The sequence below is a fragment of the Spiroplasma sp. NBRC 100390 genome, assembly GCF_001886495.1.
In the GTDB taxonomy this organism is placed as follows: domain Bacteria; phylum Bacillota_I; class Bacilli_A; order Mycoplasmatales; family Mycoplasmataceae; genus Spiroplasma.
Genome location: NZ_CP018022.1, coordinates 707,321 through 725,995, shown reverse-complemented (window position 1 = coordinate 725,995; position 18,675 = coordinate 707,321). Strand labels below are relative to the sequence as shown.

The 18,675-nt window shown below is 27.3% G+C and carries 18 protein-coding genes; all 18 read left to right on the top strand.

Going from position 1 to position 18,675, the window contains the following annotated elements:
* The first annotated feature begins 5 nt into the window (after positions 1-5).
* The 18 genes from S100390_RS03210 (at position 6) to S100390_RS03130 (ending at position 18,566) form a co-directional block, all read left to right on the top strand.
* On the top strand, positions 6-1,625 hold the full coding sequence (locus S100390_RS03210) for a helix-turn-helix domain-containing protein (RefSeq protein WP_070406851.1): 1,620 nt from the start codon (positions 6-8) through the stop codon (positions 1,623-1,625).
* Between the two features lie 261 nt (positions 1,626-1,886).
* Positions 1,887-2,591, top strand: coding sequence for an MFS transporter (locus S100390_RS03205; RefSeq protein WP_070406850.1), 705 nt, complete (start codon positions 1,887-1,889; stop codon positions 2,589-2,591).
* A 142-nt stretch (positions 2,592-2,733) separates the two neighbouring features.
* Complete coding sequence (locus tag S100390_RS03200; RefSeq protein ID WP_070406849.1) at positions 2,734-3,090, top strand: hypothetical protein; 357 nt, start codon at positions 2,734-2,736, stop codon at positions 3,088-3,090.
* Positions 3,062-3,358, top strand: a complete 297-nt coding sequence (locus tag S100390_RS03195) for a hypothetical protein (RefSeq protein ID WP_070406848.1) — start codon at positions 3,062-3,064, stop codon at positions 3,356-3,358. Before S100390_RS03200 ends, S100390_RS03195 begins: the two co-directional genes overlap by 29 nt.
* Positions 3,334-3,573, top strand: a complete 240-nt coding sequence (locus S100390_RS05580; RefSeq protein WP_070406847.1) for a hypothetical protein — start codon at positions 3,334-3,336, stop codon at positions 3,571-3,573. Before S100390_RS03195 ends, S100390_RS05580 begins: the two co-directional genes overlap by 25 nt.
* Positions 3,574-3,693: 120 nt before the next feature.
* Positions 3,694-5,259, top strand: coding sequence for a lipoprotein (locus tag S100390_RS03185; protein WP_070406846.1), 1,566 nt, complete (start codon positions 3,694-3,696; stop codon positions 5,257-5,259).
* 536 nt (positions 5,260-5,795) lie between these two features.
* Positions 5,796-7,361, top strand: a complete 1,566-nt coding sequence (locus S100390_RS03180; protein ID WP_070406845.1) for a lipoprotein — start codon at positions 5,796-5,798, stop codon at positions 7,359-7,361.
* A gap of 181 nt (positions 7,362-7,542) precedes the next feature.
* Complete coding sequence (locus tag S100390_RS03175) at positions 7,543-7,953, top strand: hypothetical protein (protein WP_070406844.1); 411 nt, start codon at positions 7,543-7,545, stop codon at positions 7,951-7,953.
* 85 nt (positions 7,954-8,038) lie between these two features.
* Complete coding sequence (locus tag S100390_RS03170; protein ID WP_070406843.1) at positions 8,039-9,046, top strand: lipoprotein; 1,008 nt, start codon at positions 8,039-8,041, stop codon at positions 9,044-9,046.
* Between the two features lie 288 nt (positions 9,047-9,334).
* Positions 9,335-9,547, top strand: a complete 213-nt coding sequence (locus S100390_RS05415) for a hypothetical protein (protein ID WP_156768779.1) — start codon at positions 9,335-9,337, stop codon at positions 9,545-9,547.
* Positions 9,548-10,048: 501 nt separating this feature from the next.
* Entirely contained in the window at positions 10,049-10,726 is a 678-nt protein-coding gene (locus S100390_RS03165; protein WP_070406842.1) for a hypothetical protein, read from the top strand.
* A gap of 232 nt (positions 10,727-10,958) precedes the next feature.
* On the top strand, positions 10,959-11,858 hold the full coding sequence (locus S100390_RS03160) for a PstS family phosphate ABC transporter substrate-binding protein (protein ID WP_070406841.1): 900 nt from the start codon (positions 10,959-10,961) through the stop codon (positions 11,856-11,858).
* A gap of 3 nt (positions 11,859-11,861) precedes the next feature.
* On the top strand, positions 11,862-14,093 hold the full coding sequence (locus S100390_RS03155) for a phosphate ABC transporter permease (RefSeq protein ID WP_070406840.1): 2,232 nt from the start codon (positions 11,862-11,864) through the stop codon (positions 14,091-14,093).
* A 75-nt stretch (positions 14,094-14,168) separates the two neighbouring features.
* Complete coding sequence (pstB, locus tag S100390_RS03150; protein WP_443027999.1) at positions 14,169-14,978, top strand: phosphate ABC transporter ATP-binding protein PstB; 810 nt, start codon at positions 14,169-14,171, stop codon at positions 14,976-14,978.
* Between the two features lie 246 nt (positions 14,979-15,224).
* A complete protein-coding gene (miaA, locus tag S100390_RS03145; protein WP_335679474.1) occupies positions 15,225-16,160 on the top strand; it encodes a tRNA (adenosine(37)-N6)-dimethylallyltransferase MiaA in 936 nt (311 codons plus the stop codon).
* An 11-nt stretch (positions 16,161-16,171) separates the two neighbouring features.
* Positions 16,172-17,128 (top strand): chromate transporter, encoded by a 957-nt coding sequence (locus S100390_RS03140; RefSeq protein ID WP_070406838.1) that lies wholly within the window; start codon positions 16,172-16,174, stop codon positions 17,126-17,128.
* The gene (locus tag S100390_RS03135; protein WP_070406837.1) at positions 17,128-17,775 is read left to right on the top strand and encodes a chromate transporter; all 648 of its coding nucleotides are present in this window, start codon (positions 17,128-17,130) and stop codon (positions 17,773-17,775) included. The genes S100390_RS03140 and S100390_RS03135 overlap by 1 nt, the downstream gene beginning before the upstream one ends.
* Positions 17,776-17,957: 182 nt before the next feature.
* Positions 17,958-18,566, top strand: coding sequence for a DnaJ domain-containing protein (locus S100390_RS03130; RefSeq protein WP_070406836.1), 609 nt, complete (start codon positions 17,958-17,960; stop codon positions 18,564-18,566).
* Positions 18,567-18,675 lie beyond the last annotated feature (109 nt).

The following is an 18,675-nucleotide window of genomic DNA, read 5'->3' as shown; positions in this document are numbered from 1 at the left end:
GAATTATGCTTGATTATAAAGACCTAGAGATATTAGAATTAATTAAGCTTTGAATTGATATACCATATAGAAAAGTTAAAAATTTTTTAAATGATAATAAAATGTCAAAAGGTTATTTTTATTATCATTTAAAACATATTAATAATTATTTGGCAACAAAAAACTTAACGTTAGATATTAATAATTTACAAGAAGATGAGTTTCTTAATATTTATAATATTATGGTTAATGAAACAAATGTTTTTATTACAGCAAAAAATCAACTTATTATTTTTATGATTTTATTTGTAATTAATAAATACACTAAAATTAGTGAGTTACGTAAAATTTTTGAAATTAGTGTTAGTAGTATTTTTAAAAATGTGGCAAAATTAAACCATATTTTAAGTGAACATCATACTGATATTGTCATTCGTAATAAAGGGGAAGGTTATTATTTAGATGGCAATTTGTTAGCAATTCGAAGACTAATTGTTAATTTAGTAGTTTACATTAATAATAATCATAAGAGTAAAAATTTAATATTAAACTGTATGTTTTCAAAATTAAACTTAGAATATTCTGAAGAAACGTACGAGAAGATTTGTCATATTTTGACAAAATATTATGATCAAATTTTGATAATGGATTTAGATTTTAATACATATAGTTTAATCTTGTATTTTTTAATGTTGTCAATTAAAAATAATTGAAAAGATTTTAATATTGAAGATAATTTTATTAAAAACCATCCATACTTTCATTTGCGCTCATTTCAAATTGCCACACAAATTATTAATGAATTACAACAAACATTTGATATAACATTTAATAATAGTCAATTTGAAAAAACTTTTTTAGGAATGTTAATGATAAATCGTTATGATATTTTACCAGAAGAAAAGATTGCTGATGTTGAAACATTGCAAGTAAAAAAGGTTTTGTCAGAAATGTTGGATAATATGAATAATCTTGGTTATTTAACTGATAAAGAGTTAGCGCTTTCTGATTTATTAAGTCATGTTTTGTTTTTTAAACAACAATGAAATTATTTTTTATTTGATGATGCGTCAATTGTTTTTAAACAAAACTTTATTAATCACAAGGTTGAATATCAAAATTTATTTAAGTTATGTTATGATAACCTTGAGAATATTGAATGTTGTATTAATAAAAAGTTATTGCCACGGAACTATTTAGAATTTACCCTTGTTTTGTTGTCTTATGTTTATACGTGGCCAATTGTTAATCAACCTACAATTCAAAAAGCAATTTTGGTTACTAATTTACAAGGAAATTTAATTAATTTATTAAAAGCAAAAGCGGTTGAAGCATTTCCAACATTAACGATCATTGAAATTGTGCCATTATTAAAATTTAATGAAAATCAAGAAAAATATCGTGACTATTTAATTATTAGTGATAATAAAGCCTTTTTAGATGTTAATGCTGGAATATATTTTAGTTTAGATATGTTTGATGATAATATGGAAGGATTAAATCTCAATAATTTTATTTTTAATGATTTTCAAACAAATAGTAGTATTAAAACATTAATTCAAAAAATATTAGATAGTAAAATTAATAAAAAACATAAAATCGAGGCGTTGTTGCAATTAACATTAAAAAAAGATTTACAAAAATAAAGAACCTTGATAAATGAATCTTAATAACTACTTCGGTAGTTTTTTTTTTTTTTTTTGGGTAAATATTTTTCTTTATATTAGATGTTAAAATGATTTATGTTGTAGGTAATTTTAAAACAATTAAATTATTTGCATATTATTTCCTATTTAAACAAATAAATTGATAAAAATAGAAATATATTTTTTAAATAAGAATTGCATTATAATTAATTTAATTAATATATTTTCTGTAAAAATAACTTATAAACTAATAAAAAGGAGATGAATAGAACTAAATGGAAGAAATTAAAACAGAGAGAGTCGCTTAGTAAAAAGCAAAAATTTATTAATTTTTTTACACATGGTTTAAATAAAAAAACAATTGGTATTATTACAATTTTATCTTTAGCTGATTTATTTGTTTTTAGTGGAGTATTATATTTACGATATATTATGCCAAATTTTCATAACTATTTACAATTATCACAATCAGAATTTGATATTGCAATCTCAATATATGGTTTTACAGCTTTAGTTTCTAGAATTCCAGGCGGATATTTGGCGGATAAGTTAAATGCTAAAATTATGTTTGTTATTGCTTTAATGACGACTGGAATAGTTGGAATGTGATGGACAACGTTAACAAAATTAAACATGGATAAAACTATTCGATTAACACAATTATATGTTATTTACTTTTTATGAGGGATTTCAATTGCCGGTTTGTTTTGAAATCCGTTATGAAAATTAGTTTCGCAAAATGTGCCGAAAGAAAAGCAAGGAGCGGCTTATGGTTTACAGGGTAGTATTCTTGGTTTCTTTGGAATAATTGTTGTTGCCGGGGCAGCAACAGGAGTTACTGAAGTTACAAAGAATTTAACAAATAGTAACGCCGATCTTAAAACCTTACCATTTTTAATTTTTGCATATTGTATTTGTGCGATGGTTTTGTTAATGGCGGTATTATCTATATTATTTTATTCCTAATAAAAAACGAGTAGAAAAAGAATCAATTAAGTTTAGTAAACATTTTCTTAATTTGTTACGACCTTTTAAATTTTTAAGAGTTTGACTTTGTGGAATTTTTGTTTTTGGAATGTATATGTTTCAATCAGTCTTTTCCTATTACATGAAAGATGCTTTAACCGTTATTGGCATTAATGTTACAATTGTCGCTGTGTTGGGGGGAATTAGATCATATGGATTACGGTTTTTGGTGGCTAATCCAATTGGCCGTTTGTCAGATAAATGAAAATCTTATGTTTTAGGATTAGTTTTTATTTTATTAATCGGAATGCTTGCTTGTTTATTATTCACCTTAATTCCTGGTTGAGGGGCAATATGATTTAATAATCAAGGTAAAACAATTAAAGTTTTGTTTCACATCATCATGTGTGTTTTGTTTATTTTTATTGGTTGTATTGGTTGAGCATTATTAACCTTACGTTTTGTTCAAATTGGGGAATTACCAATGGGAAAAAAATAGTTATGCCAACACATTAGCTGTCATTTCATTTCTAGCATTCACCCCTGATGCTTGATTCAATTATGTTGCGGGTGCAATTGGTAAATCGTTTACTGATTCGGAAACAAAAGGATATAATTTAGAAGGAATTCAAATATTATTAATGCTTGCCATTGGTTGTGTTTTAATTGGTTTAGTATGTGGTACAGTCCTTTATTATTTAAATAAAAAGGAACTAAAAAAACTGAATAAAACTTCATTCCGATGACGAGAATTAGGAAATATTTAGTTTCCTTTAAATTAAGTAAAAAGAAACCATATAACCTTGGTCATAATGCATTATCTGAAAATACATTTTTTGATTTGGTTGTTGAGTGATTATCTTATGATGAATATCAAAGTATAGATGAAGCAATAAGTGATATTAAATTGTATGTTCATTTATATAATTTTGAATGGATTTATAGTAAGTGGAATGTGTCGCCATTAATAAATTTAAGATAAAATTTAAGTGGACAAAATTGGGCGCAGTAATATTGTTAGCAAGATAGGGGGGCTACCTACTTGCTTTTTTTTTTTTTTTTTGTCATAATTAGAGATTATATAACAAAAGGAGAAGAAAAAATGAAAAAGTTATTAACAATTTTAACAACTGTTAGTTTATTAACACCAACAATGGATACAATTGTTAGTTGCAATAGTAAGCCAAAGTTTATTCCAGATGATGATGATTCAACGCAAACCACTAAGGATGTTGAAATTATGAATAATATTAAAAACAAAGTATTAGAACAGTTCAAAGCATTTTGAAATCAAAAAGCAACAATTGATATTAACGATTATCCTGATCAAGTCACAAAATTTCAAGAATTAGTTACTAATTTAAAAACTAATGATGGTACTGTTTTAATTGGTGAAGCAATTCGTCAGTGGCGTTTTCTTGATCAATTGCTTACGGCATTTCAAACAGAGTTTAATAATTTAAATCGTGAAATTGCTAATGAGTATTCAAATTATTATCTTAATACAACGCCATTGTCAATTGAACCCAACGATATTTCTTTTACTTTACAGTATATTAATTTTGATAATTTGGCAAAACTAATTACAGTTGATAATAATAGTATTATGGGAATTACTATTAATTTCAATATTAAATATCAAGTTAAATTTAAAGATTTTGAACAACCTGATAAAATCAACGGATTAGTTGTTATTGCAAATGATCTTGAAGCACTAAGTGGAATTCAAAAAAATCTTGAAAACTATTTTATAAGTTTTATTGATGAACTTTTAAAAAAGCAAAAGTATGAGATTATTGATACCGTAAATCGTGATTTTGACAGTATTTATGGCGGAAATACTATTTGACCAATAATTATGACTGAATTAAACGCAAGAAAGATTGCATTTAAAAATAGTCCTTCATGAAATTCTTTTTATTCTTCATTTGGTCTTGCGAGAACAGTATCTAAGTCAGATTCAGTTTTATCATGGGCTGGCGAAGGATATAATAAAGAAAAATTAACGGCAGAAAACTTTTTAAAATATTATAAACGAAAATATTTTACAGCAAGTTCGCAAGAAGATTATTATGTTAAAGCAAATATTACATCTTTTATTCCATATAGTTTAACAATCGAAAACTTACCTTTTAATAATAAAAATTCATCTAAAAAACTTAAAACTTCAATTAAAGTTTTAATAGCAAAAGATTTTGTTGATCAAAAATTAAATGAATTTGTTGAAACAACCCTGAATTTATGACAGTATTATCAAATTGAAACATATAATGATAAACTTGTCTTTAAAATGAACCAAAATGATTTTGATAATTTAGTTAAAACAACTAATTCTTTCTCAGAAAAAAATAATTCATATGCAAATTTAGCGCCAGTGTTTCGAGCAGTTTTTAAAATATTTAATGATAAATTAGATAAAAAAATTACTCGTGACACAAGAATTGCATTTTCTAATAGTTTAGATAAAGTAAAGTTAATAAAACAAGATAGTTCATTTGCTTTTCAATTATTTCGAAAACAAAATGAAAATGGATATTATCCATGATTAGATATAAACTTTAGTTATAATAGTTTTGCTTATAGTTTTTTCTTTAAACCAGATAACAAAGAAACAAATACTGATAAAAAGGATGAATTTTTACAGACAATTGAATTTAAAGTTGTCTAAGGAAGAGTTCTTCTGAAGTAGAATCTAAAAGTTGTTGGTATGTCAAACTTGTTCTAAATTCCTTGTTCATTAATTTTCATACTTCATTTTTTAAAAATTGAAAATAAAGAAGCTTTTACTATTTTGATATGTTATACTTTTGAACTATTTTTTTCAAAATGGTAATCCGCTTGTACAGTTAATAGGGGAAAAAGTAAAGGTCGATATAAATCTTATTAAAAAATTAATTAGACCAATTTTAAAACAAGTAATTAGGTTTTACAATAAAAAAGAGCAAAAAAAATTAATGGTATTAAACTATAAAAAGTACCTAACAATTAGCAAAGCAATAAAAGATATTAAGAATTATGTTTATTCTTATAATTTTGAATGGATTTATAGTAAGTGAAATGTGTCGCTATTAATAAATTTAAGATAAAATTTAAGTGGACAAAATTGGGCGCAGTAATTTGATTCTTTAAAGGAACATTGACACTTGCTTTTTTTTTTTTTTTTTTGTCATAATTAGGGATTATATAACAAAAGGAGAAGAAAAAATGAAAAAGCTATTAACAATTTTAACAACTGTTAGTTTATTAACACCAACAATGGATACAATTATTAGTTGTAATAGTAAGCCAAAGTTTATTCCAGATGATGATGATTCAACGCAAACCACTAAGGATGTTGAAATTATGAATAATATTAAAAACAAAGTATTAGAACAGTTCAAAGCATTTTGAAATCAAAAAGCAACAATTGATATTAACGATTATCCTGATCAAGTCACAAAATTTCAGGAATTAGTTACTAATTTAAAAACTAATGATGGTACTGTTTTAACTGGTGAAGCAATTCGTCAGTGGCGTTTTCTTGATCAATTGCTTACGGCATTTCAAACAGAGTTTAATAATTTAAATCGTGAAATTGCTAATGAGTATTCAAATTATTATCTTAATACAACGCCATTGTCAATTGAACCCAACGATATTTCTTTTACTTTACAGTATATTAATTTTGATAATTTGGCAAAACTAATTACAGTTGATAGTAATAGTATTATGGGAATTACTATTAATTTCAATATTAAATATCAAGTTAAATTTAAAGATTTTGAACAACCTGATAAAATCGATGGATTAGTTGTTATTGCAAATGATCTTGAAGCACTAAGTGGGATTCAAAAAAATCTTGAAAACTATTTTATAAGTTTTATTGATGAACTTTTAAAAAAGCAAAAGTATGAAATTATTGATACCGTAAATCGTAATTTTAATGATCTTAATAATAGTAATACTATTTGACCAATAATTATGACTGAATTAAACGCAAGAAAGATTGCATTTAAAAATAGTCCTTCATGAAATTCTTTTTATTCTACATTTACTACTGGTAAAACAGTATATAAATATGATTCAGTTTTATCATGGGCTGGCGAAGGATATAATAAAGAGAAGTTAATTCCAGAGAAATTTTTAGAATTTTATAAACGAAAATATTTTACAGTAAGTTCGCAAGAAGACTATTATGTTAAAGCAAATATCACATCTTTTACTCCATATAGTTTAACAATCGAAAACTTACCTTTTAATAATAAAAATTCATCTAAAAAACTTAAAACTTCAATTAAAGTTTTAACAGCAAAAGATTTTGTTGATCAAAAATTAAATGAGTTTGCTGAAACAACCATGAATTTATGACATTATTTTCAAATTGAAACATATAATGATAAACTCGTCTTTAAAATGAACCAAAATGATTTTGATAATTTAGTTAAAGCAACTAATTCTTTTTCAGAAAAAAATAATTCATATGCAAATTTAGCGCCAGTGTTTCGAACAATTTTTAAAATATTTAATGATAAATTAGATGCAAAAATTTCTCGTTATATCAATATTTCATTTGGTAAGACTTCAGATAAAGTAAAGTTAATAAAACAAGATAGTTCATTTGCTTTTCAATTATTTCGAAAACAAAATGAAAATGGATATTATACATATTTAGATGTAAACTTTAGTTACAATAGTTTTGCTTATAGTTTTTTCTTTAAACCAAATGATAAAGAAACAAATACTGATAAAAAGGATGAATTTTTACAGACAATTGAATTTAAAGTTGTTTAAAGAAGAGTTTTTCTGAAGTGTGGTATGAAAATTTATTATTAAGTAAATTTAATAATAAAACTAAATAAAATTGAATGTAATATAATAATGGTTTACTATTCAGTTAGGGGTTTTAAAATCTTATAAATTAGTGTATAATTACTATGTTGATTAAAAAATACTAATTTAAAGGGGACTATTTATGGGAAAACAACATTCGATAAAATTATCAGAACCAGAAATTCGAGCAATTTGAGATAACACTGCTCGTGGTGGGGGGCGTAATAATTTATTATTTCGCCGTGATATTGCCGGAGCATTTATTAAACTTGGTGAATTAAACAAAGAAACCGAGTTTGGTTGAGTTATTGAACCACTATTGCCACTAGAAAAAGGTGGCAAAATAGAGGTTAATAATTGTTTTGCAATGCATTGAAAAAATGCAAAAGCTCGTCGTGGGTCACTAAATGATTGAAAAGCAGCGGTACAAGGAGTTACAAAAACAGATAACAAAAAAGAATTCCAAAAACCAGTTAACATTAAAAGTGATAAAATTATTAAAGCAACTATGATGAAAGTTGCTGAAGCACATCCAATTTGAGAAAAAAGATAAATTAATCTTGTATTTGTGAAAGAAATAATATAGCATTAATTATACAATGCCAAAAGTAATATTTTTGGTAAAGGAGATAATAGGAATGAAAAAATTGTTAAGTATTTTTACTGCAATTAGCATTTTAGCTACTCCAGTAACATGAGTTGCTGGTTGCAGTCCAGTTCTTGACTTACCTTATATTTCAAATAATAAAATTTCAGAAAATACAAAGAAAGCAATTAATGATGCTGTTTTAAGTAACAAAAAAGATGCAAAAATTAAGTCATTATTTGATTATAATCTTGATGAATGGTCAAATCCCAACTTTAAACCAGTTAAAAATATTATGACAGTAAAGTTAAATTCGAATGATTTATTTAATCAGACGCATCAATATTTAACAATGCAACAAAAGATGAATAATAATGTAGCAATCAAAAAAGATACTTTAGAATATATGCAAAAAAGTTTATTATCTTCACGAGATATGATTAGTCAACCGTGACCGACAGTTGTGGAAAAGTATAATTGATATTTAGATCAAAAAAGTAAAAATCAAAGTGTTATTGATTTATCACAATTAACGAGTTATTTTGATGGTAGTCCTTGAAATGAAGCTTTAATTGATAAGAAACGCTGATTATATGTTGACCAAGTTCGTAGTAATAACCCAAATGATTGATTTAAAGATGCGCATGCATGGTCATTAAATCCAAAGAGTATTCGTTATAATGAAAAAACTAAATTTGATCAAGGAATTTTTTATCATATTTTACTTAATACCTTTTTAAAAGAAGTTAACAATGAATATAATGTTAAACTAAGAGCAATTTGAAATGAAAATGATAGTCAATATATTGTTAGTCCAGATATTGCGGGGATTACTTTTGCTTTTACCACATGAGATCCAAACAAATGAACGAAACACTTTGTTGATGGTCATCCAATTGTTGAAAGTAATGCCAATATTTTTGAAAACTTACCAATTTTACCAATTGAACAAACAATTGGTGTTAAATTAATTGTTGCTGATATTTATGGAACAATTTCAAGCTATCTGATTGGAAACTTTGTTATTTCTAACTTATTAGGTTTAGACAGTTCTTCATAATTTTTACAATATAACTAAAACATAATTAAAAAAGAGAATTATGAACATCTAAAATAAAATTGACAGAAAAAAGAGACAAGCATTTTCTGTTATATAATTTTATTGAAAGGATGTTCTTTTAATGGTGAAATAATAGATTGAAAATTATCAAATCATGCTGATGCTAATTTGAGTCTTAAGAATTTAGTATCAGCTTGAAATCATGCAAGACGACCCAAAAAATTAATTATTCATTCAGATCAAGGTTATGCATATACATCGCCGCAATAAAAAGAATTGTGTGAAGAAATGGGAATTATTATTTCGATGTCTCGTCGTGGTAATTCACCAGATAATGGTGCCTGTGAAATTTGATTCAGTTCGTTTAAAAATGAATGTTTTTTCTTATGTAAACGAAACAGTCTTAATTTTAGTAATATTATGAACATTGTTTCAAATTATGTTGATTTCTATAATTTTGTCAGAAGTATAGTTAAACAAAGAAAAACTCCATTTGAATAACGAATGGAGTTTCAAAATGAAAATATCTCTTTTTTCTGTCAATTTTAATTGACATTATCATTATCTTCTCTTTTTTAATTGACAATTATTTTCATCATAACATTCTCGTATTTTTTTTATATATTTGTGGTATTTTTAAATAATAGTGTTATAATAAAAGCACAAATTTGAGATGAAAGTATATTTCTAATTTTGAATATACCTGTATAACTATACTTTCATTAATTTACATCTTTTATTGTTGATTTTTGAGAGTTTATGGTTGAGACTCTTTTTTATATTAAATACAACTATATCAAACTCATTATCATCAGAAAGTGTGGTTGTTATGGATTTAATATATTATAAGGTTAATAAAAATATATGACAAAAAATAATGTGTTGAATTGTTTTCTTATGAAAAAAATGACTTTCTTGGTTTAAGAAAGGATGTGATTTTTCAATATTTTAGTTTTTTTTAAAAATATCATGAAATAATTAAAGAGAAAGAAGGAAAATACTATGAAAAAATTAATAAGTTTATTAGGTGCAATGACAATTGTTGGTGCTGGAATGCCTGCTGTTATTGCTAATACCACTTTAGAACATGCAAAAACTGAACTTAATATAGCAAAACAAGATAATGTTTATGATTGAAAGGTAAAAGTAGTACCAGTGCCAAGTGAACTACCCCTAAAAATACTGGTAACTGCTGGTGATTGAGGAACAACAAGATTGGAATCAACATCGTTTACCCTTAATTTAGGAAAATTAAAACCAGAACAAATTAAAAATGTTGCTAATGCCGATTATGGAAATACATATACTGAGCATCATGTTCCTAGTTGAGGAGATAAAGGTCATGCTAGTTATCAAGCGGGTATGGATCATCTTGGATTTTTTGAGAGTTGTTTTTATGAAAAACAAGGTAGCTATATTATTTCTAAAACTGGGCGACAAATACTTTTAGATGCTCAGGGAGTTAAGGACTATGGAAATAATAACTGAAGCGATACAATTGAATTAGATTTAGCGCGTCATCATGCGAATGGTTATGTATTATACGCGTGAGAGAAAAATAGTAATGATGACCTAATTTTAACCATTGCTGTTGCCTTAGAAGTGTGGGCTTCTTGAACATCAACAGAAGGGATTGCTGCAGTATATGTTGATGGAAATATTAATATATATTACGATTAAAACCAATATAATATTAAAGCATTGGATTTATTTCCAATGTTTTTATTTTTTGCAAATTTCTTGCAATAAGGTATTTTGAGATGGGAACAAATTTGATAAAGATTTGATTTCCTTGCATTTCTGTTAGTTTTAAATAAAAATTATCTTGTAAACAGTTTTAAAGTTTACATTTTGACCGTTTAAGACTAGGTAATACTAATTAAATTACCAGAATCATTTGGAGGATAATGATTTGAAGAAAATTTTAGGATTATTAACAGCAATAACGTTAACTAGCAGCAGTGTGGTTAGTGTTATTAGTTGTCAAAAAAAACCAACTTATTTGTTTGGTGGATCAACTTCGGTGCAACCGTTAATGAATTCTGTTTTAAAAAAATTTAATTCAGAACATGATATTAGGGTTGCTTACAATAGTAGTGGCTCTAGTGGTGGAGAAACAGGGATTAAAGATAATACCTTAGTTTTTGGTTTTACTTCGCGGGCTTTAAAAACAGAGTTTACAAAAGTTCCGTATGCTGGTTTAAAATTTGCTATTGATGGTATTTTGATAATTGCTAATTTACCATCAGATTGTATTTTAGCACCTTCAGACTTAGACATTGTTAATGGTAAGGTTGATATTTTACAACAAATTTATGAAGGGGCAACAAAACAATGAGGTGATTTGTTAGGATGCCAATCTTCAAAAAAGGTTATTCCAATTAATCGTGAACAAAATTCTGGAACACGTGATGTTTTTCAAGGAAAGCTAAAAATTAAAGAATTTAGTTCATCGTTAAGAACAGTAAACAATACTGCTGCGGCAATTCAAGAAGTAAAAAATATTCAAGGAGCAATTGGATATGTTTCATATGGTGCTAAAAAATTGGTAGATGAAGCAAATTTGAGTATTTTAAGATATAAAGGCATTGTAGCATCACCAGCAACTTTAGAAACAGATTATGATTTAAAACGTTATTTTGAGTTAACATTTCGTTTAAAGGATAATAAAAATTTATCATTAGTCAAAGATTTTCTGACGTTCTTAAAAGATAAAGAAAAAGGTCAACAAGCGATTCAGGCTGATGAATTAATCCCAGTTTGAGAATGATATGGCACAAATCCTTTTTCTGATTTATCAACATTAGATTAATTTATGCATCAAATTAATAGTAACGTCTTTAAACGCAAACAAATTACTGATCGTCTTGCAAAAGTAATCATTACTTTATTTTCATTGTGTGGGATTATTGCCGTCCTTTTGATTATTTATTTCATTGTTGCTAGTTCGATTCCCGCTTTGCGTTACCAAGGATTTTGAAAGTTTTTAACAGGAACTAAATGAGTTATTAATAATGAAACGGGAGAATACCAGTTTGGTGCTTTAGCGTTTATTATTGGTACGATTTTAGTTTTAACATTAGCGATTATTATTGCTGCTCCGTTAGCAATTTTAACCGCTCTTTTTGTGACAGAATTTTTATCCCCGCGACTGAGAGCTTTTATTATTTTTATTATTGAATTATTAGCGGGAATTCCTCCGGTTTTATTTGCGGTGTTTGGTCGTGAGACAATTGGAATGTTATTTGTGCGGATGGGTGCTAGTGGACCAACAAACTTATTAACAGCGGGTGTTATTTTAGCCTTCTTAGCTTTACCAACAATTTTTGCATTATCCGCAAATGCTTTTTTAAGTGTTCCTAAATCATATCGTTTTGCTGCTTTAGCAATGGGTGCGTCACGAACATATACTGCTTTTAAAGTAGTGAAAAAGGCAGCAAAAACAAAAATTATTGGTGCTGTTATTTTTGGAATGTGTCGTGTTATTGGGGAAGTGACGGCGATGATTTTATTAACTGGAATGGCCGCTCAAATCCCTAATTTAAACGAGGGGTTTTGAAAGTTTTTATTTAGTCCAATTGCGACATTGGCAACCCAAATTGGAATTGAACTACCTGAACATGTTGCTAGTTTACATCGTTCGGCCTTATTTGCTTTAGGGTTAGTTTTATTAATAATGGTTTCAATTTTAAATCTTATTATTTTAACCACTTATAAAATTCAACGACAAAAAGAACGTGGAAAACATTTAATTCCTGGGTTAAAGCGAAAACATCATCAGCCTTTAACCACTATGTTAACAGAAGCAAATTATTCATCAGAGTTGTCACAAGAAAGTTTTCGTGCTTTAATTAATAAAAAAATAACAACTAATTATTATAATAAAACAATGAATTCTTGGCGAATCTTTTGAATGATATTAACTTGCTTATTAACTCTTAGTTTTAGTGCTTGGATTATATTAAATATTATTAGCAATGGGTTTGCCGCAGTTGCTTATTTATCACAGTTTGATGCAAGTGCTTTTATTGGGTATTATGAATTACCCCCGTTAATTATTTCAACTTTTATGTTAATTTTTACCGGAACGTTTTTATCAATTCCAATTGGAATTATTACGGCAATTTATTTAAGTGAATATGCTCGAAAAAATAGCCGCTTAGTAACTTTAATTCAGTTTTCAACTGATGCTTTAGTTGCAACACCATCAATTGTTTTTGCTATTTTTGGTTATGTTGTTCTTGTTGTTGGGTTACAATTGGGACATAATTTTTGGTCAGCAGGATTAATGTTTTTTGTAATGACTTTACCAATTATTATTCGGGTAGTTGAAGATGCGCTGCGAAATGTACCTCAAGAATATCGTGATGCTGCTTTGGCGTTGGGAACAAGTAAAATTGGAATGGTTTGTAAAGTTGCTTTGCCAAATGCGAAAGGGGGAATTGTAACAGGAGTAATTTTTGCAATTAGTAAAATTATTACCGAAACCGCACCGGTTCTTATTATTTTGACTTCCTCTCCTTTTATTCCAACTGGTTTTAATGATATTGGAACAACATTAACGGTAAAAGTTTTTCAATTAGTTAATGAACCAGGATTGTTACTAGTTCTTTCAAATTATTTGCAAGTTTCATTAACCGAATTAACAAATCATATGATTCATCATTTGTCTTTTATTATTATTCTATTTGTTTTAGCGTTAAATATTTTTGTTAAAATTATTGGATCGTTTGAAAACAATCGTCAACCGAAATGATGAACAGTGATTAGTACTTTTATTAAATGCTATTGTGGTTCTTTGTTAGGACGAAAAAATGCATGAAAAAAACAACTGCAAAAATCAGCGCATAGTTCAAATAAAACTGCAAAAATTACAGCAAAAATAAGAAATTACAATGAGCAATTATTAATAATGTATCAGACAAAGTTAACAAAATTAAAAAAAGAAATTGAAAGTATTAATCACCAGAAAAAACAGGATAATTATCAACTATCAATTACTGCTTTAGAACATAAGATTGAGAACTTAGAAGAGGAAATGGGATAAAATATGATGAAAAAAACAACACAAACTTTTAACAATAAAATTAAGCAGTGATTTAAAAAGTTTTTTCGTCGTTTAATAAATCAGCATCAACATGAGTTATTAAAAACACCAACTGCTTTGCCAAAAAATGTAATTTTGGGAATTGAAAAATTTAATTTTTACTATAATTTTGGAGCAAAACAAGCATTATTTGATATTAATTTAAATATTTTAAAAAACAAGGTTACTGCTTTAATTGGTCCTTCAGGCTGTGGAAAATCAACATTACTACGGGCAATTAACCGGATGAATGATCTAATTGAAGGGACAAAAATGAGTGGGGCAGTTATGTATAATAATAAAAACATTTATCAGTATCGCCAAAATATTATTTCATTACGGACTAAAATTGGCATGGTGTTTCAAAAACCAAATCCTTTTCCAAAGTCAATTTATGAAAATATTGCTTTTGGGTTAAAAAGTTTAGGAATTTTTGATAAAAGAATTCTTGACCAAACTGTTGAAGCATCACTACGACAAGCAGCGTTATGAGATGAAGTTAAAGATAACTTACGTGATTCAGCATTGAGTTTATCAGGGGGGCAACAACAACGATTGTGTATTGCTCGTGCTATTGCGTTAAAACCAGAAATTTTATTAATGGATGAACCAACGAGTGCATTAGACCCAATTGCAACAGCCAAAATTGAAGAGTTAATTTCTGATTTAAAAAAGAATTTTACAATTATTATTGTAACTCATTCATTACAACAAGCTGCGCGAATTTCTGATTATACTGCATTTTTTTGAATGGGACAGTTAATTGAATATAATAAAACCGCCTTATTATTTTCCCATCCGCAAGAAACAAAAACAGAAGATTATATTACAGGACGTTTTGGTTAAAACCGATAAAAGATATGATAAAATATAATTGTCCGCAAGGACAGTTTTCTACGTTTATTATAACGTTAAGGTGTGTTTGGGGTTATTAACCGCTATATAAATCAATAACTCTACACCCAAGCACTTAAAGCGGTTCAGAGTTATTTTAAAACCAAATCAAAACTAACACTTGTTGTTAGTTTTTTCATTTAAAAAAGTAGATTATTCAGTAAAAATTAGTTATATTTATAATGAGATTAGGGAGGTTTAATTGGTGAAAAAAAAGTCATTTTAATTGTTGGACCAACTGCAAGTGGTAAAACCGATTTATCAATTAAGGTTGCCCAACAATTTATGGGAGAATGTGTTAATGCTGATGCAACACAAATTTTTAATGGGTTGAATCTTGCAACCAATAAAATAACTCCTGCTGAGCAAGCGGGAATTCCGCATCATTTATTATCAATAATTGATTTAAATGATAGTTATTCCATTAATACTTATCAAGAACAAGGACGAGTTGTTTTAGAGCAACTTTGAGCAAGCAATAAACTACCAATTGTTGTTGGTGGGAGTGGATTATATATTAATGCTTTATTAAAAAATTACCAGTTTGCTAACCAAGGGCGTGATTTAGCAAAAGCAAAAGAATATGAACAGGACTCAAACCAAGTCTTATGGGAAAGATTAGCAGCAATTGATCCGCAAGAAAGTACTAAAATTCATCCCAATAATCGTAAACGAGTTTGACGAGCGTTAGAATATTACTTTCAAACCGGAACTTTAAAATCAAGGAATGACCAAGCGCATCATGACTGGTATGTTGAGCCATATATTATTGGATTATTACCAGATAAAGCAGAACTTTATCAACATATTGCTGATCGTGTTTTAAGTTTAACGGAACGAGGATTATTTGATGAGGTTAAAGCAGCATATGAATATTGTAACTATGATATAACTAAACAAAGCATGAAGATTATTGGTTGTCCAGAAATTGTCCAGTATTTAAAAGGAGAAATTACATATGAAGCAACGTTAGCGGCAATGGTAAAAGCTAATAAAATTTATGCAAAAAAACAAATCACATGATTTAAACATCAATTAACAAATGTTCATTGATATCCATTTCACTATTCACAATTTGAGGATGTTTGTCACCAGATTATCCTTGATTTACAAAATAGTCATTATTTAAAATAGGAGGCCCCCGTATGAAAATTCCATCAGATTTACAATCATTTGCAGAAATGGTTCAAACAAAACGCCATCAAATAAAAACTAATGAACAAATGCGAAAAGATTGTTATGTTTTCGAAAAAACAAAGTTAGCAGTTGGAAAAGAGCAAGGATGACGAAGAAAAAGCAAAAACCTTAAAAAAGAATATCAAGAAGAAGTCCGTCACTATTATTTAAATGCAAATCATTTTTTTACTGAACAAATTTTAGAAATAAAAACAATAATTAACTTAAACCTTATGACAATAACAAGTTTAAGGAAGAGTACGACCAAAGCTAATAAAAGTGAAGTTAAAACACAAATTAAAACATTGCAAGATAATAATAAAGTTAACTATCAAAAGTTAAACATTTTACAACCACATTTATTTTGAACAATTGTTTTGATGTTTATTAAGATTGCTTTTATTGGTTTTGGTGGTGGTAATGCGATGTTGCCAATTATTTTTTCCGAAATTGTGGAAAAGAAAGGGTGAATTAGTGCCGAATATTTTGATAAAATTGTTATTTTATCAAATGCTTTACCAGGACCAGCGACAATTCAAGTTCCTGCTGTGATTGGTTATCAACTTTTTGGATGATGGGGAGCATTAGCAGCTTCTTTATTTGCTAATTTTCCATTAATGTTATTAGTTGGTGCTTTGACTGTTATTTTGCAAAATGCACTTCCCGAATTATATTTAGCATACATATCATTAGCCATTATGCCAGTAATTTTAGCTTTAATTTTTGTTTTGATTGTTAAAATGTTTCATTCTTCGATGAAGGAAATTACATTATTTGTTTCTTTACCGATTATGATTTTTTGAGTTATTTTTTTAGTTGCAGTTCCAGCTCCTTATAATATTCCGGCAATTGTTGTTATTGTGATGTTGGTTATTAGTTTAATTATTTACAGTTGTAAAAATAAGAAAAAAGGAGAACAAAAATAATGGTATTAAATATTATTCTTTATATTGTTATTTGCTTCTTAGTAGGAATTACCACTTTTGGTGGTGGTCAAGTTTTTTATGTTATTTTTAATTCATTATTTACTTTAATTTTAACCCCAACAATTGCAAATGAATTAGTTACTGTTCAAGATTGAAATTGAGGATTAATTTTTTCATCGGTAACCCCAGGGCCAGTGTCTACGCACTTAACAGCTTATTTATCAATTTTAGTATCAAAACAAAACATTGGGTTATCATTATTAGTAATGATTATTTCTTATGTTGTTATTACGTTACCAGCAACAATTATTATGGTTAGTGTTGATAAGCATATTGCGATGGAAAGTAAACAATTTCGGTATGTTGCAAAATTATTAAAACCGGCTGTCATTGCTATTTTACTTTATTTAATTATTGATTTAATTTTTTCAATTGCTAATTTTAATTTATATGGAGGAACGGGGAAGGCAGGACCATATAGTTTTATTGCAGGTAATTGAATTGAAATTGTTAAGGTAAGTGTTTATTTTGTTGTTGATTTTAGTTTAGCTGTCTTTATTTTTTTAAAGTATAAAAAAGTTAATCCGTTATGAGTAATTTTAGGGTCGGGGGTTGTTGGATTTTGTATTTTTTACTTTATTCATTAATTTCAGGTTTTTCTAGCTAATAATTATTAAATTATTAGAGTTTTTTTGATATAATATAAAATGTCAAAACTTAAAAACTATTTGAGATTTAACTAGATATGATCACAGTAATGATTTTTTACTTGCAAAAATTATATTTAATAATGACTTTATTAATAGGCTATTTTTATAAGGGGAAAATAATGAATAAGAATTACTATAAGATATTAGAAATATCATCAAATGCTGGTGTTGAAGAAATAAAAGAAAATTTTCGTCGTTTAGCAAAAAAATATCATCCGGATATTTCGAAAGAAAAAAATGCTGAAAACAAGTTTCGTGAAATTACTGAAGCATATGAAATTTTATCAAATCCTAAATCAAAACAAGAATATGATGACAGTTTGTTTGTTCCTTCTTTTGGTAATGTAAAACATGATTATTTTTTTGATTTTAATGATAAAGCTTGATTAAAAAAACGTTTTAAAAAACCAAAAAAAGGACCATTGTTAGTTGGAAAAGTTATTTTAAAGGCAGCTGATGTCATTAGTTTAGGGAAAGCTAATGTTACTTTATTAGTTGAAGAAAATTGTAAAATTTGTGACGGTGTAGGATTCTATCTTGAAAATGGTTTTGAGTGTTTTTGTACGGCTTGTGGTGGTTTTGGCCGCCATGAAGAACAAAAAACCATTGTTGTTTATTTGCCAAGTTTATCAAAACCAAAACAAAAAGTAATTGTTCATCGTGTTGGACATGCGGGTTATGTTGGTGGCGAACGGGGTGATGTCCGTTTAAGGTTAATTCTTTACTAGATTTTGTTAATCTTTAACAAAATGATATAATTATTTTAGTCCAAGTTGAGCATAAAAAACAAAAATATCAAAAAACGAACAAATTGTTCGTTTTCTTTTAGTATAATGA